Source organism: Paenibacillus sp. Z6-24, assembly GCF_054161335.1.
The window spans coordinates 497,840-520,425 of record NZ_CP096398.1; the positions used below are offsets into that span (position 1 = coordinate 497,840).

A 22,586-nucleotide genomic window follows, 5' to 3' on the forward strand; every position below is an offset into this window, starting at 1 on the left:
CAGCTCCGATAAGGTATTGTTGAGCTAGTTATTGACCAGTAGCTTTGGAACCTGCTATCGAATACAGCATCCTGACAATAGAATCTACAGAATATATGCGGGTTCATGAGAAACTGGCACTATTATGGATCATAGGACAGAGCCATGTCCGAGGGGGAATCAGGGGTTTATGAGAAGATTGGGTTTTAGGGAGAAAATGGTGATTTTCATCAGTCTGGTGATTATTATCGGCAGTGGAATGCTCGGGTACTATGCCGTGAAGAAAGCGGATCATCAGATCGTGGGGGCTGCGCAGAAAAAACTGCTCAGTGATCTGGACACCGGTATGCTGCTGATTGATGCCATGTATCCGGGGGAGTGGTCCGCACGGGATGGCAAGCTGTACAAAGGCACTACCGTCATGAACGACAACTTTGACTGGTTGGATACTTTTGGCAAGAAAACAGGCGATACCGCGACACTGTTTCTGCAGGATACGCGTGTAGCGACCAATGTGATCAAGCCGAACGGCAGCCGCGCGGTGGGCACGCAGATTTCCGATAAGGTGGGAAATGTGGTGCTCAAGCAGGGACAGCCGTATACCGGAGAAGCGGAAGTCGTGGGCCAGGTTAATCAGGCTGCCTATGTACCGCTTCACAATGCAGCAGGTGATATTATCGGCATCTGGTATGTTGGTGTGCCGAATGCTCCGTACGAGCAGGCCAGTAATGAATTTGAGCGCGGCATTATTCTATTCATTATTTGTGAAGTCCTCGCAGCGATCGTTGTGATCTGGCTGCTGACCAAGCGTATGCTGCGTCCGCTCACCATGATCACACGTGCCGCAGAGCAGGTCGCCGGCGGCAGCCTGCAGGTGGAACTGCCGGAAGTGCACAGCCGGGACGAGATTGGCAGACTGTCCGCTTCGATCCGTACGATGATGGATAATCTGTCCCATTTGATGCAGGATATCCGCCAAAATATGTATTCCTCGGCAAATCAGATCAGTTTCTCGTCCGAGCAGTTCTCGCGCTCTCTGGAAGAGATGAGCAGCTCGTACAGCCAGGTCGTTGTCAGCAACAAGGAAATGAATGAGAATGCCGAAGCCGGCAGCCGGGTACTGCATGATTCGATGGAGACGATGAATGCATTGTCACAGCTGATCCAGCGTGCAGCGATACGTGTGGACGGCGCCGTCCAGGATTCACAGTATACCCGTGAGACCGCCCAGCTGGGCAAGGAAACGATGGCCCAGACGATTGATGCGCTGGACAGCTTTGCCCGTTCTTCGGTGGAAAATGCTCGTATCGTCGGTCAGCTGGCGGAGTATTCCAAGGAAATCAAATCGATTGCCCATACCATCTCCGGTATTGCTGGCTCGACCAATCTGCTGGCGCTGAATGCTTCGATTGAGGCGGCACGCGCCGGGGAAGCAGGACGAGGCTTTGCCGTAGTTGCTTCCGAGGTACGCAAGCTGGCAGAACAGGCCAGCGAGGGAGCCAATTCGGTCGAAGAATTTACCAGCAAGATGAGCGATTCGCTCCAGCAGGCAGTTGAAATGCTCCAGCAGGGTCGAACGCATCTGGATACCGGACGTGCAGCCGCCCAGTCTTCCGGAGAAGCATTGGAAGCGATCTGGCAGGCGGTGGGTACAACGGCAGCTAGCGTACAGGAAGTATCCGTTATTGCCCGTGAAAAGGTAGAACATGCCAAGCATGTGACCAGCATGATGAGCAAGCTGGAAGAGACGATGGAACATACATTGTCCGCTTCCAATCGTGTGCTGGCAATTTCCGAGACGGCAGCGAGTGAACTGGAGACATTGGCCGCCGGTTCGCAGGAACTGGACGCGATGTCCAGCCAGCTGCAGTCGGCCGTATCCAAAGTATTATCCTGAGCATACAAATGCCCGCTGAACCGGTGGAATTACCACCGTGCGTCAGCGGGCATTTATAATAATCAAGGCAGTGTCTACTGCCTGATGCAGTAACCAATATGCGTAATCCGCCTATCGGTACTGGTCAGTAAAAGAGCAGCTGGCAGCTTACTGGCAGCCGGTCGGATTCCAGCGCAGATCTGAGGTGATCGGCAGTTCATGACTGACCGCCTGGATAATCTCCTCCGGATTGTCAGAGACGAACAGCCGGCTCAGACAGGATTCCCCGGTAAAGCCTTCGTTCATGCTGTGCCGAACCATCTCCAGCAGCGGATCGTAGTAGCCGCGAATATTGTACAGGCCGAGTGGTTTATTGTGAATGCCGATCTGGGACCAGCATAATACTTCGAATAGTTCCTCCAGGGTACCGAGCCCGCCGGGTAGTGCGATAAAGGCATCTCCCTGCTCCTGCATCATGGCTTTGCGTTCATGCATGCTGCCTACCTGTATCATCTCTGTTAATCCCTGATGTACCCGCTCACCGTGCAGCAGTCCGCCCGGCATAATGCCGGTCACTTCGCCGCCGGAAGCCAGTGCCGCATCCGCTACCGCACCCATTAGACCCAGACGCGACCCGCCGTAGATCAGGCGGTAGCCGAGGCCGGCAATATGGGTACCCAGCTGTGCAGCATACTGAAGGTAATCAGGATGATGTCCTGCTGCTGATCCTGCAAATACACAGATCGACTTCATGCTGTTCACTCCTTACAAGGGAATAATTTACAGTATACCATAGTATATATAACCTTTATTTACGCAGTTCATTGGGAAATAAAGCCTTATGCAAAATAAATAATGTTTTATACAAAATAAACATAGGCAGGATCTCCGCTGCACGCTTACTCCTCGTCAAGTTGACAGCAAAAATCCCCTGCCGGATTATACGTGGCAGGGGATAGCAGGGTGGAAAAGGTAAGGATTACTGTGGATTATTGGTCCAGATACCGGCTGTTTTCAGTACGACACGGGAAGGCAGCTTGAGACCGGCGAGTACCAGTTCAGCCACATCTTCCGGCTGGAGCATACGGTCTTCGTCACCGATCGGCAGACCGGCATTGACCGCCAGCGGCGTATTCACAGTGCTCGGGTTGAGCGCAGTGACACGGATATTGGACTTGCGTACTTCCTGCATCAGCGCTTCAGTCATGCCAAGCAGGGCAAACTTGGATGCACAGTACGCCGAACCTGTCGCAAAGCCGCGCTCACCGGCAGTAGAAGCGATATTGATAATATCGCCGCTGCCCTGTTCGATCATCGCTGGCAGCAGCTCATGGGTCACATAATAAGCGCCCATCAGGTTAACACGGATAATCTGTTCCCACTGTTCCGGGTCCATCTCCGCCAGTTTGCCAAAGGAAGCCGTACCGGCGTTGTTGATCAGAATATCCACATGACCGAGTGAAGAGGCCAGTTCGGACACGGCTGCACGGGCTTCCTGGGAGTTGGATACGTCGGCGGCAGCGGTAAATACCTGTACACCGTGCTGTTCGGATAGTGTGCTTTTCAGTTCGTCCAGATCGGCAGCTGTGCGCGCGAGCAGACCCAGATTGACGCCTTCACGTGCGAGTGCCTCGGCGATTGCTTTACCGATTCCTTTGCCGGCCCCAGTAATAATGGCTGTTTTATTGCGTAATTCCATGATAAAATAACCTCCATTTTCACGATAATATCCTACTGCAATAGTATACTACTAATTTTCCCGCAAAAAAAATGTTTCATGATATTCACAAAAGGGTAATCAAATTGGTTACATATTCCGACATATTCTTGTATAATAGTTCAATAATTTCATAAACTTGAAATGACCGAACTAAATTTCAGGAAAGTGTAGGGATGCCTGTGGATCAACGTCACGTCAAAACAACCATTCAGACTCTTCTTCATCGCGCTAACAGTGATGTACGGGTTCGCACCAGAAAAAGATTTCCGGGACCACGTTCCGTGGGTGGCAAGTTCGGCATGAACAGCCGAATGATCACGTTGTATCTCCATGCAATCGAAGAGCAGTGCTTTAACTTATTCGGTTCCTTAAAACATGTGAATGACTATTTCACCATCATCCTCGCTCACGAACTCGGACATGCCGAGGATCCGATGCTTGAACAGCTGGCAGATGATCTCGACGAGTGTACCGACCCGCTGCTGCGTGCACGCATCGCGCTGCGGATCGAGGAAAATGCATGGGAATTTGCCCGTGTGCTCGTCCCCGAGGTGAACAGCTATGTATTCGAACAGATCGTGGACTGCTCACTGGAAGCTTATTATGACGCAATTGACCGTGCTGCTGCTGAAGGTACCGGCCTGGAAGTGATCGCCTGATGCCGCTGAGATGGAGTGTTTCCATGGCAGCTGGCTTTGCGGTCCAGCCCAGTGCTGCTGCGGTTAATTGGACAATGATGATTATAGATTAGAGACAGATTGCTGAGTGCATCATACGGTGATCTGTCTTTTATTTTGCCATTTTTCCGGTTCGGGCTTGGTGAATGATCCCGGATAAGGTATGGTAAAAGGAAATGATATCCATATCAAACTGACAAAGGTGAACCAGACACGGAGGGAGATTACAAAGATGGCAAACTATATCGGCTGGATTCGGTCCAAAGTCGGCAAGGAGCATATTTTCACCAACTTTGCCGGAGCGATTATTACCAACGAACGGGGCGAGATTGTGCTGCAAAAGCGCCGGGATAACGGCCAGTGGGGCTTTCCCGGTGGAGCGATGGAACTCGGTGAATCGGCAGAAGACACAGTTAAACGGGAAGTGATGGAGGAGACCGGTTATGCAGTGGAGATCCATTATCTTCAGGGTGTCTACACCCGGTATGATTATACGTATCCGAACGGAGACAGCGCCCAGACGATGCTGACCGCTTTTGTCTGCCGGATCACCGGCGGCTCGCCGCTGACGGAGAATGAAGAGACGAGGGAACTGCGCTTTTTTGCACCGGAGTCGGCCCCGCCGCTGTTCAACCGGCAGAATGTGGACATGCTGGCTGATTTCCGCGAAGGGCGCAAGGGTGTGTATCGGTAACTATGATTGGGTGTGTATGCACTGCGCAGTCGAATGCTTTCCAGCAGATTGACAGGAAAGGGAAGCTGAGTACAACAATCACAATAGCTACGAATAAAATAGTAGAAGAGGGCATCCCAGTTTTGCCGGAATGCCCTCTTTCTTTAGGTTCTGCGTACTCTCGGAGACGATCGATATCCTTTTCATACGGAGTATATCATCATTTTATAACACAGCTGTGAACGCATTTGCGGCATGTTCGCTGTCACGGAATCCGTAGGAGGAAGTCTGGTACAACGGTACAGCCCGGGAAAATGTCGTCGGATCGATCTCCTGTCCGGCGTGAATCGCAAGCGTTTCCAAAAAATAAGGATTAGGTTCAGTCATGGTCAGTCTCCTTTGAACAAGATGAGGTTGTGATACAACAATGTTTCCATCCATCATGATGTCAGCAGTGCCATGGTGTGTGAGTGTGAGAAATTGATTTGTACTATTCTCGCATGGGGCTGTTCAATATTCAAGCGGCAAATATCAATTTGGAATATTCTATCTTCTATAGGAAAATTGAATACAATGAATAGCCGCAGCGTGACACCGCTGCGGCTGTTAGACATGAATTACTGTTCTTTTTTGGCAGGCTTGGCATACTGGGCATATGCTTCCTGCAGAATCGGATAGCTCTTTTTCGGACGTTCATGAGAGACCGGTTCGTTCCATGGTTCCCAGGTGTAACTGCCAAATGCCGGCGCATTAACAACGGTCTGGCTGTTTTTTGGCAATAGTATCGGTGAGGCTTTGACACCATCGGTCTTCTGCGGGGCGATGCCTTTGGCCTGATACGGATTCTCCCAGACTGTCAGGGAGCTAGGGTCCATAAAGCCGAGCAGCATCCACGGAATCGCGAATTCGATCACATTGTCCTTGGCATACCAGTCGGACAGGTTGTTGAATTCCGGGCTGGCCGGATCGTTGATACCGTGGTGCAGCTTGCCAACCTCCAGTTCCTCAAACGGCATGGTGACTTTGGTCTGCGGCAGATACAGCTCCCGGTTCAGCGCGAGCTTCCACGGCAGGAAGTAACCGGCCGCTCCATTGGCATATTTCGGATCATACGGGATTTCCTTACGGGAAGCGCCATACAGATACGTATGCTGGTCGTAGGCGCTGTTGATATAAAGATGACCGTCCTTATCCGTATTGCCTTGAAGGCTCAGGAGGAACTCGATCGGCTGGTCAAAGGTCACGCCAGGCGCCTTGTCGGACTTGAGGCTGCCTTCGCCATTCGTATTGAAGCCGATATACAGGTTGTTCTGGCTGAAATCCCAATCACCCTGTTTTTTCTCCAGTTTGATATACAGATTGGCGGCATCGTGCGTCATCTGCATCGTCATATCCGGATAATCATGGGTGACCGCTGTCTGGTTTTTGTTCCAGTCTTCAGTCTTGCCATCCAGATGGATCATATCATCCGCACTGGCACCCGGTTCCACAGCGATCACGCCAAAATGCTCTTCATTGGTCAGACGGCTGCGCCACATGGCCCGGCGATCGGCAGGTTCCAGATCAATTGTATTCCACGTGAACTTGAACCATTCATCCTGCCATTCGAACAGCAGGGCACCATCCAGCCCTTCATCATAAATATCCTTGACCATTCCGGCATTCAGCTTGCCTTGCTCCTCTTCGGTATGCATCCCCTGGTTTCTTCCCAGTGGTCCATAGTGAGCCATCCCGCGCGAACTTGGCATCCCAAACTCGGCGACGATGAGCGGGATGCCTTTGTGATGCTTCCGCATATCATGCAGATAACCGGCATACGGATTGACCGTACCATCGGCTTTTTTGTATTTTCTGTACTCCGGCTGCTGGCGCAGCAGATCCGGATAATACGGATAAATATGATAGGAGGAGAAGTAACCGGCCTGCCAATTATTCGCTACCGGCTTGATGTTCATCGGGTCGACCGATACCAGATCTTCCTGCTCCAGCGGTTCGTTCGGATGCTCCAGCGGATCGGTCGTTACCCAGTTGGTAAAGGACATCGGATGCTGCCATCCGTATTTCATATCTGCTTCCGCCGCAACATCGAGCATGCTGGCCAACCAGCTCTCAAAGGCAGTAGCGTCTGCGTCTGCGCTGAAGTACTTGCCTTTATAAGGCGGCTGATCCGGATGGGCCCTGTCGGTGACATCGACCGTATACGGGAACCATTCTGTCCCAAGGATCCAGCCGAGCAGATAAGGGGAGACATCCGCCGTATACTGCCCGTGTGCATGACCGAGACTCTCGGCAATCGTAATCTGCCCATGGATTGCTCCTACCGCTTCCTGAATTTCCTTGGTAAATGTCTGTGTGATCTCCGGCGTATAGGCATCGCGGCCTCTGGAGTCTTCACCGATCAGCTCTTCTTCCGGTGACCAGACCCCCTGCATCAGGTACAGAGGTTCCTTTTGCGTCTCGTTGTATTCCTTGAGCGCTTCATAGAAAAAAGGAGGCAGGATCGTATAAATCCGCAGTACCCGGATATTCATCGCTTTCATTTCCGGGAACCAGCGCAGATAGTCTTCCTTGGTAGGGCTCAGCTCTCCGGGATAGTGGCCAGGCGTTGTTGCACCCATATTGATGCCTGCCCAGAAGGAAGGCTGCCAGGTGCTGCCGTCATACACAGCGAGCTGCTCGCCGACCACGGTAGAGGTACGCTTGACCCCGTTTTTGTCGACGACAGGTACGGTATACGAATGGCCGCCTGGGCCGGAAGGCGTCTTGGCAGCGGGTTGGTCTGCCGGACTGCCGCGAAGCAGCCAGAAGGAAAAGGCAGCAATAACGACAACCGCAGCCACAACAGCGATGATCAATGGACGGTTTAAGCGTTGGTGTGTTTTTTTTCGGGATCGCATAGAGTCATCCTTTACATTAGAATAAAAATACCTTTATCCATACAGTACCACAAAGAATCCATAATATATCATTAAAACCATTACCTTACATAAAATCGGGGTCGCAGCAGATAAATATTACAAATGTAGATCAATTTCCTTTCTATTGTTGTCAATGGAAGCATACCGGGTAAGTGCAACAGAGGGAGGCGATACATCGTGAGAAAACATCGGGCAGCCCGATCATTGCGGCCAGCTGTCAAAAGTCGCCGCATGCGCATACGCAAGCCGGACGCCTACAAACTGGCGGTCGAATTCAGAAAACGCCGACTGGTAGCCGAGAACCGCTACGAGCTGATCAGTCTGCTGAACGATATGATTACAACCGTCTGCTTTCTGGTGGGCAGCTATTTTTTCTTTACCAATCAGACCAAAACCGGAACAGTTATGTTTGTTATCGGCAATGCGAACACATTATTTAGAGCCATTCTTTCATTAGTACGCAAATTCCATGTGGAATGGATGACGGAACAAGGGCAGACGAGTGAGAAATAGCTAGACTGGGAGCAGTCGTGGAATGTACGAGCATAATTGGAGCATTAGAATGATATAGGCTGCATAGAAAAAGGGCAGCCGAAAATTTATTAGTTGCATAGACAATATTGCTCAAGTATCCGCCAGCTTGCTTGACCCTGTTATTATGCAAAAACCCCCGGCTATCCCAGCCAGGGGTTGTATTGTTATTGAGACAGAAAAGAAGATCTTGGCCAATGTCATGGTTTGCAGTGTTATTCGGTCCTGTGTCCTCTATCCGGCGGCAGCACAGTTAAGTATGACTTGACCATCCTCATTTTCATTCAGCTGTCGTAACCGACTAGGACTTGATCTTCTTCAGCGGATCGGTCGGCGGGCCTTCGAGCACTTCGCCCGTGTAGCTGAAACGTCCGCCATGACAAGGGCAGTCCCAGGAACGTTCAGCCTCATTCCAGCCTACTTCGCAGCCCATATGGGTACATGTTGTATCGACCACATGCAGCTTGCCTTCCGGATCGCGGTAGGCGCCGGTGCGTTTGCCATGATGCCAGATGACCGCGCCCTGATCCGGCTCCAGATCTTCCGCTTTGCGGCGGTTGAAATCGAGCTTGCCGGTCACCAGCTCCTTGGCGACTGTCGCGTTATGGCTGACAGCGGTCTTGATCCGCTCCAGCAGCGGCATTTTGCGGGAAGGAGAGAACAGATCGGTGTACCGATTATTTCGGCCCATGATCAGATCGGTCATTATCATGGCCGCGAGCGTGCCCGAGGTCATCCCCCATTTGGCATAAGCGGTACCGACGAGAATATTCGGTTTGTCGCTGGTCACATAGCCGATGCATGGCATCCGGTCGAGGGAATACAGATCCTGCGCCGACCAGCGGTACGGAATATCCTTGATCCCGAGCAGCATACCGGAAAAGGTCTCCAGATCCGCATAATGCATCGTTGTCTCTTCTTCCTGGCCGGTACGGTGCCCTTTGCCGCCGACAATAACGTACTGCTGTCCTTCAAAGGTAGCGGAGCGGAGCGAATGCTTGGGCTCATCGGCACTGAGATACATACCGCCTTCAAAAGGCGTCTCTGTACGAATCGCCAGTGAATACGAACGCTGCGGCTGCAGCCGGGCAAAGTAAAACCCGTTCTGATCGGTCACCGGATAGTGCGAGCCGGATACGACTTTGTCGCAGGTCACGCCAAATTCCTGATCCTGCACAAGCAGCCGCGGACGGTCGCCGTCTTCCACTTCCTCGATCATCGTGTCCTCATATACCTGACCGCCCATCACCCGGAACTCCATCAGCAGGAATTTCAGATACTGGAGCGGATGGAAGCGGGCCTGCCCCGGCAGGGCAATCGCGCCTTTGACCCGAAGCGGTATTGGCAGCGTATCTACCCATTCCCCGGGAATACCAAGTTCACGGTATGCATCCATTTCCTTTTCCAGATTTTTGAGTTCGTCATCGTCTGATTCCACATAGAGATAGGCCGTCTCTTCCTGCCAGTCACAGTCGATCCCGTTATCCTTCACCAGCTGCTGCATGAACCGTTTGGCTTCCTCGGCCGCTTCATAGTACAGAATGGCACTCTCGTTATCCACATGCTTGCGCAGATGGTCGTAGATCATACCATGCTGGGAAGTGACTTTGGCCGTTGTATAGCCGGTTGTGCCGTCGAGTACTTTGCCGGCATCGAACAGGGCGACCTGCTTGCCTTCCTTAGCCAGCAGATATGCAGCCGTGATCCCGGTAATGCCGGCACCGACGACAGCAATCTCTACATCCAATTCTTCACGCAGCGGGGGAAAGGAAGGCAGTTCGGTCGTAGCGCGCCAGAAGGAGTAGGGATGATCCGGCAGTTCCGTTTCGGCAGCTTTGCGGGTAATGTCCTTGTTCGTATCCTCTTTCATTATGTCCCTCCTGTCAGATCGTAAGCGATAGGTAACTAAGCATATCCTTTCATTACCACTGTCAGCAGGGGGTTAATCGAAGAGTGTACAAAGTATCGTCTTATCGCCGCAGCTCGTCCAGCGTCTCCTGCCAGCGGGACAGCACATCGTCCGGCTGATGCAGCCGAATGGTGATGCCGGAGGTCAGCTCCGCATACTTGGCCGTATCCTCGCGTACATGCTCGATCACGGCTTCGAATCGTGCCCGCGGATAGACAGCCTCCTCCAGCTCCGGCAGCGGTGTACAGGACAGCCGCAGTGCGTAGGATACGCCTTCCCAGACAAAGGTCAGCAGTGCCTTGCCGCTGCGCTGCAGATTGCCTGTCGTTGTCGTACCCTGCCAGAGAGCCAGCCGTACATGCCGCTCATCGAGCATCAGCACTTCACCGGCACTGACCATCGCCTGATGGGGGTAGCCATCTTCGCCAATCGTGAGCAGCGGCATGGCCAGATGCTGCTTGTGCTGCAGGTCCTGTCCATTCAGCAGCTGCATCAGGGAAGGGGTAAGTGTAGTATGTTCCATGGTAATTCACTCCATTTCTTGTTCTTGTAATTTCGCATCTGTTATAGCATAAAGTGTCCCGCCCTGCAGCCGATATGGCATTTTGCATAGAAGCAGGTGGAACAGGTAAAATCATAATACCCGTATGTAGTGATCATACCACTGATTGCATCGTACGCATTCTTACTGGAACAGGAGTACACCCATGCTGCTATTTGATACGAGACTATGGATTATCGGAACGATCCTGATTGGCCTGATTCTGCTGATCCTGTGGCGAATACACCGCCGCCGCGGGATCTACCTGCTGATCGCAGGCATTTTCGGCATTTATATGTTAAATGTGATCCGGTATACGTTCTTCCCGTTCCCGGTCGACCCGCAGCTGCTCACGCTGATGCGCATGGCCGGCAGCGAGCCGGGGATGGTGCGGTTCAACATAATACCGTTTCACTCCCAGTTCTATGATTCCATCCTGGACGACAAGTCCAACTATCTCAATATTCTGATGACCATCCCCTACGGTCTGCTGCTGCCATTCCTCGTACCGGTGCAGCACCATCGGCTCCGTATGGTCTGGCTCGGACTCGGCATCGGGGTAGCCGTTGAGACGCTGCAGGGGATATTGAATCTGCTGCTCGGCTATACGTACCGGACGGTCGATATCAACGATATTATCTTTAATTTTACCGGTGCCATGATCGGCTGGGGGCTGGTGAGTCTGCTGCTGCGTACCCCATTTGGTCAGAAAAGCCTTGCCAGCTGGCTGCCGGATGTGTTAAAAAGGAAATAATACGAACGAATCCATGAATCCACCGCTCCCGGGAAGGAGCATGGGCTATTCCGGATTCGTTCCAACCAAGGAGGTGAGGCAGGATGTTAACATTCCCATTATTTATTACGCTGGAGCGCAGACCGCTGGGCAGCTGTAGTATTGTACATTCATTTGGCAAAGACGGGAGAAGTCTGTCCAAAAATGAATACTCGTACAATGGCGAAATGCCGCTCCTGCCTTCAGCCTCGGTCGGATTTGCAGTATAGCGGATCAGGAACCGTACAGATGGATATGCAGAACCACACTTCGGTGTCTCCCTGCATCTATTTCCTGTACGTCTTCCGATCCGGTCTATATCGTATCTCTGAGATCCGCCGGCGCATGAAGCGTCTGCACTCGGAGACTCCTCTGTTTATCAGGGGACTTGACTCACAGAGTACAGCCGCAGGGACATTTCCCTGCGGCTTTTTCGTGTACCCATTCAGCTGTGACAGGCTCACAGCGGCAGGTACAGGCGAAATTCCGGTGATCCCGCCGGGCTGACAGGCAGCAGCGCATTTCCCCTCAAAAAAATACAAACAGCTGCATAGTGAACAGAGACGGCACATTCCGTTATCTCGGTCTCTTCGCTGCAGCTTGTAGAGGAGAATATACAATATGTCTATTATGATCGCCTGTCAGCAGGTTCAACAATATTACGGAGCCGAACAGGTTCTGTCCAGTGTCACTCTCGAAATCCACAGCGGCCGCAAAATCGGCCTGATCGGCCTCAATGGCGCCGGCAAAACGACCCTGTTCCGGATGCTGTCCGGACTGGAGCGCCCGTATCAGGGCAGCCTCCATATCCAGAAAGGCGCCCGTATCGGCTATCTGGCCCAGGTGCCCGAATATACCGGGGACACGACCATCCTGGATGTACTGCGCGGCAGCTTCCGGGAGCTGCTGGATCTGCAGCAGCATATGGAGCAGCTCACCGTACAGATGGGAGACAGCAGCCTGTCCACCCCGCAAATGGAGAAAGTGCTCAAGCAATATGGCGAAGCGCTGGATCGATTCGAGCAGGAGGGAGGCTATGAGATGTCCGCCCGTATCGAGGCCGTATCGAATGGCCTTGGCATCAGCCCGGATCGCCACCAGGAGCGCTTCCATGCCCTATCCGGCGGAGAGAAGACCAAAGTCTGTCTGGCAGCACTGCTGCTCACCCGTCCGGAGATTCTGCTGCTGGATGAGCCGACGAATCATCTCGATATGGACGCCGTCGTCTGGTTGGAGCAGTTCATCACCGGTTCGTCTGCTACAGTAGTCATCATCTCCCATGACCGTTATTTCCTGGACAAAGTCGTGCAGGAGATCATCGAGCTGGAGGACGGTGAAGCGACCAGTTACCCGATGAACTACTCCGCCTACCGGGAGGAGAAGCAGCGGCGGCTCGTCCGCCAGTTCGAAGATTATCAGGAGCAGCAAAAGGAAATCAAACGCATCCAGGAATCGATCAAGCGCCTGATCGAATGGGGCAACCGCTCCAATCCACCCAGTCCCGCCTTCCACCGCCGGGCCGCTTCCATGCAAAAAGCGCTCGACCGTATGCAAAAGGTCAAGCGCCCGGTCATGGATCGCGCCCAGATGGAACTGGACCTGCGCCAGCGCGAACGCTCCGGCGAACGTGTACTGGTGCTGGATCAGGTATGGAAAGCATACGGAGACCGAATCCTGCTGCAGGAAGCATCAGCACTGCTGCGCTATGGCGAGAACGCGGCCATCATCGGCGGTAACGGAGCAGGCAAGACCACCCTGCTGCGTATGATCCTCGGCCAGGAAGAACCCGATGCCGGCAGCCTGACTCTCGGTTCCCGCACAGATGTCGGCTACCTCGCCCAGGAAGCAGCTCCGCCGGATAGAGGCGAGACCGTACTGGAATGGTTTAAGCTGGAGGCGAGGATGGAAGAAGGCCAGGCCCGGGGCCAACTGGCGAAGTTTTTATTTTATGGACCCGATGTATTCAAGAAAGTCTCCGGACTGTCCGGCGGTGAATGGAGCCGCCTGCGTCTGGCGATCCTGATGCACCAGCGTCCCAATCTGCTGATCCTGGACGAACCGACGAACCATCTGGATATTTCCTCAAGAGAAGCGTTGGAAGAGGCATTGGAAGAGTTTCCGGGAACGATATTGACGGTGTCGCATGATCGGTATTTTATTAACCGGATTGCGGGACAGATCTGGAGTCTGGAAGATGGGGAATTGAAGGTGACGCTGGGGAATTATGAGGATTATGTAGTCAAAGAACATTTATAAAAATTTAGCATAAAAAATGGAATTCAGGAAAAAAGAATATTCTCTTTTTCTGAATTCCATTTTTGATTTATATTTTATTTAATTTATTATGCACCCACGCCATTGATTAAAGTATCATATAAAGTTTGAAACTGCTCATTAGAACTTATAAGTATTAGCAAAAACATGCTAGAGGACATTAATAGAGAAAACAGATGTTTTTTCATAATTATATATCTCCTTTATAATGGAATTGTAAAGCAGCAATTCTTCTTCACTTGCAAACTCGCGATATTTTTCGAAAAGTAACATTCTTTCCAACATCTTATTTTTATTGAAGATATCACTAGATAGTTTTAAACTTTTGAGCAAATAATTTATACCCTCATCATACACTTGGGAGTTAAATTTATAAATAGAAAAATAGTAATAGAAATCAATATAATGACTTGTGGATATTGCAGGTTGATAGTAATTTTTATCTGATGACACAGAATTTAGTAACTTCTCTACTAGATCATCAATTTTAAAGCCAAACTTGTTAGCAGATTGCGTAATAATACATAAACTAGGTAAAATTTCGTTTGGATTTTTAATCAAGAAATCAACGTAGTCAAGAAGAGAAGTAATATCACCAGATAATAGATTTAAATTGTGCATATTGGCTATAGAGAATAGTCTAAATTTATCAACTTCTTGTCTACCGATATCATCAAGTTCGCCAAACCAGCTTAAATCCATATACTCTTTCACATACTGTTTGGCTTCCTCATATTTTCCCATACATTCCAACGCTATTGATTTTATAACATAGCTTTGTCCATAATATACTACGAGTCGTCTTTCGGTATTTAATGGCTCATAATATCCTTTTTCTTTGAAAAATCGTTGTCTTTCATTATAAATTGCTTTACTTATACTATTCAATTCATCGCCATATCGTTCGAAATAATACCAACTTTCTAAGTTGTAATAAACATTTGCAAGTGCTAGAAGTCCATCAAGCATAAAATTTTCTGGAAGTCTATCTCTATATGCTTCAAAACGTACAGCAGCTCTCAAATTTTGCTCGGTGTTTTCCCCAATAGAAGCTCTAAATACACGATAATGAGCAATAGCTAATCTCTCCGAATGCTGATGCTTCTCATTCTCGATAACGCATTCATAAAAAGGCAGAGATTCTTTTACTTTGCCTTCTTCATACAGCTCCTCAGCCAAACCAAATACAGAAACCGTATTTGATAAATCCTCCATCAAGCGATCCAATACCGCCTGAATGCAGTCATATCTTCCAATCTCTGTACACCTTAATAAAAATGCTTTAATCCGCCGCCAGTCAGCCTTTTCATTGATAAAGCATTCATCCACATAATACTCATACATCCAGCCTTCCGGGTGGCCCAGTGCTTCGGCCATCAGATCCAGTTGGCGGATGGAAATCGATTTGGGCGGATTGCCATTCAAAATGCCGCTGATGATACCGCGGTTAATTCCAGCCAGCTTACCAAAACTGCTGAGTGAATGGCCTTTTTGTCGAATACCTTTTTCAATCTCAAGTCGTATGGTTGTGGTGTTGGTAATCATAACCGAACACACCCCTTTGTTCCGAAAGTTTCCCGTTTGTTGCGCCCCAGTAAACCCATGATCTTCAAATTTATTACATTATATATTAGGGTTTGAACTGCGGTCAATTACTTTTAATGGTTTTAGCCAAATTTAGGTATCATAAATAGAAAGCTGTCTTATCGCGGAGGATAGACAGCTCTCATCAAAGTGGTTATTTGGTTTCCATTTTAGGAATCGTCCGCAACTTGTGCAGCAGTGCCAGACAATCGACCATTCTGGAGTTGTTGAAGTTCTCGATTGTCGTCTCCATCGCCGATAAAATGACATCCAGCTGCTCCAAAGGCTTGCTGCGATTCAGGTGATACAGAGCCAGCTCGTAATAAATATGAACATGGCGATTCAGACTCGCTTGAGCGGCATAAGACCGCATCATATTAATGCTTTCCAGCATATCTATGGGATAGATCACATCATTATATTTGTCCAATACATAATCGATATCCCAATGGTGAATATTGCTTGCTTTCAGCAGAATAAACAGGCTGGGGAGAATTTCATTAGGATACGCTTCCATGAGTTTGAAATAGCGGGGGAGGATATCTCTATTACCCTGCAGCAGTTCAATATTACACTCATTAAAATCAGCATAAATACTGAAATTCCGCACCTCTTTTTTCCCTTCTTCGTCCAGCCCTCTGAACCAGCTCAAGTCTTTGAAAAAGGGTAAATACTCTCGAGCCTCTTCATATTTCCCATCACGTTCGAGAGCACCAAAACGCAGTAAATAACTTTGTGCATAATACACGACCAGAGGACGAAGCAAAGACGGAATGACAGCTATCTCGGATACCGATTTCTGTTGATACAGCAGGTCGTAAAGGGAGACGGATAGTTGGTTAAGCTCAACCGCATATTTTTGAACACGTTCCCAATCCTGCAATATATACGAGTGAAAGGCCAATTTCAGCAGTGCATCCAGCTTGAAATGAATCGGCAGCTTCTGATAAAAGGCTTTAAAGCTAATGGCCGCTCGATAATTTTTCTCCAGATCGAGTCCAATTTCCATCATAAATATACGATAATGACTAATTGCGAGTTTCTCGGAATGATGATCTTTCTCATACTGAATAACCGCCTCATACAGGTCGCGTACAGCCGGATAATCGGCTGTCTGCACAAGCTCCTCAGCCAGATCAAAAATATGCTGGAGCTGTCCCGGAATAGGAGCCAGGCGTTCCAGCAGAGAATGAATATTATCCACCCTGTTTAACTGGATGCAGCGGATCAGGAAGGGTCTAAGTTTGCGCCAGTTTAATTTTTCTTTTGCCGAAAAATATTCTGTGAGAAATTGGTCATACAGCCACCCTGACGGTTTTTGCAATGCTTTGGCCATCTGATCCAGCTGCTGAATGGACATGGATTTTTGAGAATGTTCGCTTAGCGTGGCACTGAGTACACCTCTGTTAATTCCAGAGACTTTACTGAACTGGCTGATGGAACAGAAACCCTGCCGCCGAATTTCCTGCTCGAGTATAGCTGCCAAACAACTAGGCTGATGCACAGACCTCACCTCATCATAAATATATTCCCTCTGTTAAAGAGAAGACCGGATAAATTCCTGAAGTAAAGATGTAATATCCATCGTACGCTTCATATTGTATTTATTAAGCGAACTTTCAAAGTGAATAAGCGTATGCTGCAGCTGTTGATTGGGCTTTTTATGTTTGGCCTGATATAGCGCAAGCTGGTAAATGGCATTGGTATAATACGCATTCAACGCAAACTCCCTATAATGCTCATTAGGTTGAAGGAGTGAATCGATATCGGGGGCAAACTGATCCAGAACGTCATCAATATTAACTTCATATTTATTAGCGACAGTAAGAATAACAAGCAAGCCGGGAATGATTTCCGATGGGTACGTATGCAGATAATCAACATATTTATCCAAAATGTCAAAATGACCCAGGTACATGTTCATTCCATATATATTACCCTCTGCAAATACTCGCAGCTTTTGAATTTCCCGTTGTCCTTCTTCGTCCAGTCCTTTCAAATAGGATAGGTCGTAATATTTATGGGCATATTCCAACGCCTTGGCATAATTGCCTGTATGTTCATAAAATGTCCCTTTGATCAGCAGCGCCTGACCGTAATAGGCTGCAAAGGACCGTTCCGTACCTATGTACAGAACTGGAGGACGATTCTTTCTATCCACGTATTCCCGGTAGATTCGCTGGGTGATTTCAATCATTTGATCCGCGCAATACTCCATTTTGTCCCACTGCTGTACCCAGTAATAGCTGTTGGCACATCTGTGCCAAGCCTGCAGTTGAAGAGGCAGAGGCAGGTATTCAATAAAATCATGTATTTTCAAAGCGTAAACATAACTGTTTTCGACATCTGCCCCAATGATATCGCCAAATAACCGATAGTGACTGATCGCCAGCCGTTCGGAATGGGAATGACGTTCATATTTAATAATGTATTTATACAGCATCATGACCAGCGGTGCTCCTGTCGGAATCAGACTCTCAGCCAGCTGGAATAACTCATCGGTATAGGAAGGTGCTTCTAGAAGCAGATAGAGTGTACGTTCGAGCAGGTCTTCCTGCTGCAGCTCTACACAGCGTGTAATCAGCGAACGGATACGGCGCCAGTTGATTTTTTCTTCTGTAGCGAAGCATTCTTCAATAAACAATTCATACAGCCAGCCTTCCGGTTTGCCAAGAGCTGCACTCATTTGATCCAGCTGATTGATGGAGATTGGCTTGGGCGTAGTGCTATTTAGCGTGGCGCTCAATACCCCACGATTCACGCCGGACAGTCGGCTGAAGCTGCTGAGAGTATAGCCCTGCCTGGCAATTTCCTTTTCCAGTTCGTGACGGATGGTTCTTAACTCTGTCATGATTTCACCTCCTGCTCATCGCAGACTGCAGAGTTTCCGGCAGTTTGATCTGGTATTTATACTTATGTTGTGAGCTTCCGCAGCTTTTGCAGCAGTGTTAGGCAGTCCATAATACGGTACTGCTTATGCTTTTCAAGTGTTATCTCCAGTGCTGATAATATGTTGGCCAGCTCTTCACTGTAGCGATTGCGGTTGCAATGGTATAAAGCAAGTTCATAATAAATATGAATATATCGGCTGAGTGCAGACTGAAGGCTGTAATAACGATTGGTAAGGATGCTGTTGACCATATCGGGAGGATAAATGATGGAAGAATATTTTTGTAAAAAATGGTCAATGTCCCAACCATGTGCATTACTGGCCTTGAGAGCGATCAATACTGTAGGCAGCACCTCGCCAGGATACTGTTCAAGCAGTTGAAAGTACTGAGGCAGCAGTTCCTGATGTCCTTTTAGTATTTTTAAATTATAGCCATTAAACATGGCATACTTTTTTAGCTTGTTTACTTCTTTCCATCCCTCTTCATTCAGCCCTTCGAACCAGCTTAGATCAGCAAATCCTTCCAGGTACTTTTCGGCTTCTTCATACTGTTGTTCATGTTCTAATGAAATGCATCTCATAAGAAAGCTTTGTCCGTAATAAGCGACCAACGGGCGCTCTGTTTGTATTGACATATAATCCGGATCAATAGCTCTTTTTCGACATTCTTCTTTGTAGACGGCAGTTACTATCCGGTTTAAATTTTTGCCATAACCTTTGATACGGGGCCAATCCTGCATCACGTAAGCATTACTGGCCAGATGCATGATGGCTTCCATAGCCAGAGAAGTTGGAAGATGCTGTAGAAATGGTTCAAAACAGAGCGATAACTTCACATTCTGTTCCAGATCCTCTCCTACAGAAAAACGATACATTCGATAATGGCTGATGGACAGACGTTCGGATTGGTAATCTTTCTCATGCTCGATAATATGTGTGTACAACGGAGCAGACTGGCTGTTAGCGATGTGTTCACTTAATTGTTCAGCAAGATTAAATATGGATTGCAGACACGAAGGATCAAGAGCGAGAAGCGAAAGAATCTGCTGAGCCTGCTCCATATGATTCAATTCCAGGCAGCGTACCAGCAGTGGTTTTACTCTTCGCCAGTTTGGTTTGCCATTCTCCGGAAAGCAATTTTTTATAAAAAGGTCATACAGCCAACCAGCCGGTTTACCCAGTATTTTAGTCATTTGATCCAATTGATTGATCGACATTTTTTTGGGAGGATTGCCATTAAGCGTGGCGCTTAGTACACCTCTGTTAATACCTGAAGCCTGACTGAATGTAGTTAAAGTATAGCCTTGACGGGTGATTTCCAGATTGATCGGTTTGATTAACGCACGTGCTGTTTCCAATATAATCCCCGCTTTTCTTTAAAATCGTTATTTAATCCTTTTAGGCAGAAATAAAAGTCTAAGCTTACTATGTTATTTGTCGTTCTGTGTATCAGGTAACTTAGTCCCTAAAGATTTTAGTTCATTTGTGTAGCAGTTGATTAAAGCTTAAATCTCTACGAAATAAGCCGAATTTGCTCAAGTGCGCCAAATCTTTTTAGCTGACATTATTTTCGGCAGGCTCATATTTATCTCAAGCTGCGTAATTTTTTGAATAAATTCAGGCAATCCATAATGCGTCCGCGGTTGTATTTCTCAACAGTGGATTCTAGTGCATATAGAACTTTTTCCAGTTTTTTATCATAAATTTTTCGATCACAGTGGTAAGTCGCCAGCTGGTAATAAATATTCACATAACGACTGATCCCGATCGGGATGTCCTGATAATTATGTTTGATGCTCTTGCCTTTAATCAGATAATCCATAATATCCGCAGGATAGATAATATCATCATAATAAGCAAGAAAATGGTCAATGTCGTAACCATGCTTGTTGGCTGCTCCTATAATCATTAAGAGACTGGGCAATGCTTCCTCGGGATGCTTTTTTAAAAGCTCAAAATAATCGGTTAACTTATGTTCATTGCCTGTTAATATATCCAGATTCAGCGCATTGAACATGCCAAAAAACTTGAAAAATTCAATGTAGTTCTTGTTCTCTGGATGATCGTCTTCAAACCAGTGCAAATCAGAAAATTGCTCCAGATATGTGCGCGCAGTCTCATACTTTTCCTGATATTCATTAGCGACAAATTGCATGAGCAAACTTTGCCCATAATACAAAAGAAGAGGGCGTTCCGCAGCAGGCATTTTAAAAGGTTTATTCTTCGCTTTTGCCTGAAGCTTCTGCTGGTGAATATGACTGGCCAGACTATGGAGTTCTCTGGCTAACTGGCTCGCATGATCCCAATTTTGGACGGTATAGTTTACATTAATAAGCTTAAGCAGCGCATCCAGCTTCAAATAATCCGGTAACCGGTTCCGAAACGGCTCAAAGATTAATGCAGCCTTCAAATTATCCTCAATATTATGCCCAATCGATGCCCGGAAAATCCGGTACTGGCTGATCGCCAGCCGCTCGGACTGGTAATTGCGTTCATTTTCAACCACACATGTATACAAAGGAACCGTTTCCACTGCAAAGCCAGCTTGAACCTGTTCCTCAGCCAGTTCAAAGACGTGTCCGATGTGGTTGGGGTCTTCCATGAGCAGATAGAGTGTACGTTCGATCAAATCGTTTCGATGAAGCTCCATACAGCGCAGCAGCAGAGGACGTATACGGCGCCAGTTCGCTTTGCCATCGATGAAGCTTTCTTCGATAAACTGCTCATACAGCCAGCCTTCCGGCTTGCCGAGAGCGGTTCCCATCCGGTCCAGCTGGTTAATGGACATCGGCTTGGGCGGGTTGCCGTTCAGGGTAGCGCTCAGAATGCCGCGGTTGATGCCGGAGGCATTGCTGAAGCTGCTGAGAGAATAACCCTGCCGGGCAATCTCCTGCTCCAGTTCGGTTCGTAGTGTGATTAGATTATCCATGCGGATCACCTCTTATCCTGAATTGGCATAAAATGTTATAAATGCGAAGCTGCACTTTATTGTACGGCCTATATCATCTTTTACGTAATGACCTATCCAATACGTTTCGTAAATGATTTGCCGAATCCGTTAATTTATACATATCATGCGTAATCTAACGTTCTTCATCTGGAGTACCGGCTCGTTATTAGCGGAGATACCGGCGAACCAACTCCCCCTAACTTTACCAAAAAAAGATAATTTTTATTATTATACAGGTTACTCAAAAGGATAAATCCTCATTTTTGGTAACTTTATATCATCGCGCAAGTTTATCCCAGAATAGAATCATTACATGAAAAAAAAGGGAGTGATTACAAAAAAAATAAGTCGGTTTTTTGTAAACTGCTGTAATAATAGACATACAGGCGATGGTAATCAGGCAGTAGACAGATAGAATCTGATTCCTTCGACTTGTCACTCTGCTTGTCGTAACGTTTCACCTGCCACCATAATTTCACCGCACCAGATGCATCCGCGGGGGCAGCAGAGGGTGAACTACACAAGAACGCAGCTTTTTGATATAGCGGTGAAATTCAGGTTAAAAGCAGCACTCAGCAAGCGTAGCAAGACCATAGTAAGTATAGCTCATGTAGCAAGTAAGCAGTACAAGCAGCCTTATCACATAAGTCGTACAGCAGTTTATATCATAGAACACCAATAACATTCCCTGAATAATAGAGCAGTACCGAGTGAAGCCTGATCCCAGCGATCAGGCCTTTTCTTTTTGCAGCAGCAGGTGTCGACGGATAAGTGATAGCAATACTTGTACAGAGTCCTTCTACTATACAGACGCAGAAGCAGCCCAAAGCGTTCTATTTATTTTCCATTTATATATCAGCCTGTATGCAGACTAATCGGCATTATCGTATAGCGGGAAATAATAGCAGCTTATACAAAAAAATAATTGCTGTTGATAAAATTTGAAAACCCGGTTTTTTGCAAACCTCTGGCATAATTCTCTATAAGAGTAATTCCACGGAATAAGGCTCTGCCCGGTTACGCGCCCCAGTTTAACTGTGCACATGCTTTTGTTCACTAATAAGCAAGCAGGATTTGTGTTGTTATGACGTCCGTTCTCTGGCACAGTTGTGCCTGTAAATGATTGATGTATGATCCGTACCAGCAGGCTGTCGCCAGTATTTTTACAACTGGAGAGGGTCTGTTTTGGGTTGTGGATATGTATTTCTACGCAAACGGCTAAGTTTCGACAGAAGGGCAGCAATCAGATTAGTCAATTATGCACTGGTGTTACCATATGAAATACATAATAA

General features: G+C 48.1%; 18 protein-coding genes and 1 pseudogene. 8 read left to right on the forward strand and 11 right to left on the reverse strand.

Annotation, left to right across the window (positions count from 1 at the left end; translation table 11 throughout):
• Window positions 1-169: 169 nt before the first annotated feature.
• On the forward strand, window positions 170-1,876 hold the full coding sequence (locus M1D61_RS02160) for a methyl-accepting chemotaxis protein (RefSeq protein WP_458120990.1): 1,707 nt from the start codon (window positions 170-172) through the stop codon (window positions 1,874-1,876).
• A 147-nt stretch (window positions 1,877-2,023) separates the two neighbouring features.
• Here M1D61_RS02160 and M1D61_RS02165 read toward each other — a convergent pair whose 3' ends face one another.
• Both M1D61_RS02165 and M1D61_RS02170 read right to left on the reverse strand, forming a co-directional pair.
• Complete coding sequence (locus M1D61_RS02165) at window positions 2,024-2,608, reverse strand: LOG family protein (RefSeq protein ID WP_458120991.1); 585 nt, start codon at window positions 2,606-2,608, stop codon at window positions 2,024-2,026.
• Window positions 2,609-2,834: 226 nt separating this feature from the next.
• Window positions 2,835-3,554, reverse strand: a complete 720-nt coding sequence (locus M1D61_RS02170) for a 3-ketoacyl-ACP reductase (RefSeq protein ID WP_458120992.1) — start codon at window positions 3,552-3,554, stop codon at window positions 2,835-2,837.
• A 194-nt stretch (window positions 3,555-3,748) separates the two neighbouring features.
• On the opposite strand from M1D61_RS02170, the gene M1D61_RS02175 reads away from it, so the two are divergent.
• Both M1D61_RS02175 and M1D61_RS02180 read left to right on the forward strand, forming a co-directional pair.
• Window positions 3,749-4,234 (forward strand): hypothetical protein, encoded by a 486-nt coding sequence (locus M1D61_RS02175; RefSeq protein ID WP_458120993.1) that lies wholly within the window; start codon window positions 3,749-3,751, stop codon window positions 4,232-4,234.
• Between the two features lie 250 nt (window positions 4,235-4,484).
• Window positions 4,485-4,946 carry an NUDIX hydrolase gene (locus M1D61_RS02180; RefSeq protein ID WP_458120994.1) on the forward strand — a complete coding sequence of 154 codons (462 nt, stop codon included), beginning with the start codon at window positions 4,485-4,487 and terminating at the stop codon, window positions 4,944-4,946.
• 219 nt (window positions 4,947-5,165) lie between these two features.
• Here the strand turns inward: M1D61_RS02180 and M1D61_RS02185 are convergent.
• Window positions 5,166-5,312, reverse strand: a pseudogene (locus M1D61_RS02185) (bifunctional O-acetylhomoserine aminocarboxypropyltransferase/cysteine synthase); the annotation flags it as partial.
• Between the two features lie 230 nt (window positions 5,313-5,542).
• Complete coding sequence (locus M1D61_RS02190; RefSeq protein ID WP_458120995.1) at window positions 5,543-7,822, reverse strand: hypothetical protein; 2,280 nt, start codon at window positions 7,820-7,822, stop codon at window positions 5,543-5,545.
• 198 nt (window positions 7,823-8,020) lie between these two features.
• On the opposite strand from M1D61_RS02190, the gene M1D61_RS02195 reads away from it, so the two are divergent.
• Window positions 8,021-8,356: a YrhK family protein gene (locus tag M1D61_RS02195; RefSeq protein WP_458120996.1), complete on the forward strand. Its 336-nt coding sequence runs from the start codon at window positions 8,021-8,023 to the stop codon at window positions 8,354-8,356.
• 319 nt (window positions 8,357-8,675) lie between these two features.
• Here the strand turns inward: M1D61_RS02195 and M1D61_RS02200 are convergent, their stop codons facing one another.
• Entirely contained in the window at window positions 8,676-10,244 is a 1,569-nt protein-coding gene (locus M1D61_RS02200) for an FAD-dependent oxidoreductase (RefSeq protein WP_458120997.1), read from the reverse strand.
• Between the two features lie 100 nt (window positions 10,245-10,344).
• Window positions 10,345-10,806: a pyridoxamine 5'-phosphate oxidase family protein gene (locus M1D61_RS02205; RefSeq protein ID WP_458120998.1), complete on the reverse strand. Its 462-nt coding sequence runs from the start codon at window positions 10,804-10,806 to the stop codon at window positions 10,345-10,347.
• 184 nt (window positions 10,807-10,990) lie between these two features.
• Between M1D61_RS02205 and M1D61_RS02210 the strand changes: the two genes are divergently transcribed.
• The 4 genes from M1D61_RS02210 (at window position 10,991) to abc-f (ending at window position 13,852) form a co-directional block, all read left to right on the forward strand.
• Window positions 10,991-11,578 (forward strand): VanZ family protein, encoded by a 588-nt coding sequence (locus M1D61_RS02210; protein ID WP_458120999.1) that lies wholly within the window; start codon window positions 10,991-10,993, stop codon window positions 11,576-11,578.
• 83 nt (window positions 11,579-11,661) lie between these two features.
• Window positions 11,662-11,826, forward strand: coding sequence for a hypothetical protein (locus M1D61_RS02215; protein ID WP_156075144.1), 165 nt, complete (start codon window positions 11,662-11,664; stop codon window positions 11,824-11,826).
• Window positions 11,827-11,845: 19 nt separating this feature from the next.
• A complete protein-coding gene (locus tag M1D61_RS02220) occupies window positions 11,846-12,103 on the forward strand; it encodes a hypothetical protein (RefSeq protein WP_458121000.1) in 258 nt (85 codons plus the stop codon).
• A gap of 114 nt (window positions 12,104-12,217) precedes the next feature.
• Window positions 12,218-13,852, forward strand: coding sequence for a ribosomal protection-like ABC-F family protein (gene abc-f, locus M1D61_RS02225; protein ID WP_458121001.1), 1,635 nt, complete (start codon window positions 12,218-12,220; stop codon window positions 13,850-13,852).
• A 168-nt stretch (window positions 13,853-14,020) separates the two neighbouring features.
• On the opposite strand, the gene M1D61_RS02230 is transcribed toward abc-f, so the two are convergent.
• The 5 genes from M1D61_RS02230 to M1D61_RS02250 form a co-directional block, all read right to left on the reverse strand.
• On the reverse strand, window positions 14,021-15,415 hold the full coding sequence (locus M1D61_RS02230; protein WP_458121002.1) for a DNA-binding protein: 1,395 nt from the start codon (window positions 15,413-15,415) through the stop codon (window positions 14,021-14,023).
• A 193-nt stretch (window positions 15,416-15,608) separates the two neighbouring features.
• The gene (locus M1D61_RS02235; RefSeq protein WP_458121003.1) at window positions 15,609-16,958 is read right to left on the reverse strand and encodes a hypothetical protein; all 1,350 of its coding nucleotides are present in this window, start codon (window positions 16,956-16,958) and stop codon (window positions 15,609-15,611) included.
• Between the two features lie 33 nt (window positions 16,959-16,991).
• Window positions 16,992-18,305 carry a DNA-binding protein gene (locus M1D61_RS02240; RefSeq protein ID WP_458121004.1) on the reverse strand — a complete coding sequence of 438 codons (1,314 nt, stop codon included), beginning with the start codon at window positions 18,303-18,305 and terminating at the stop codon, window positions 16,992-16,994.
• A gap of 62 nt (window positions 18,306-18,367) precedes the next feature.
• Window positions 18,368-19,702 carry a hypothetical protein gene (locus M1D61_RS02245; RefSeq protein WP_458121005.1) on the reverse strand — a complete coding sequence of 445 codons (1,335 nt, stop codon included), beginning with the start codon at window positions 19,700-19,702 and terminating at the stop codon, window positions 18,368-18,370.
• A 227-nt stretch (window positions 19,703-19,929) separates the two neighbouring features.
• Entirely contained in the window at window positions 19,930-21,273 is a 1,344-nt protein-coding gene (locus tag M1D61_RS02250; RefSeq protein ID WP_458121006.1) for a DNA-binding protein, read from the reverse strand.
• Window positions 21,274-22,586: the final 1,313 nt, after the last annotated feature.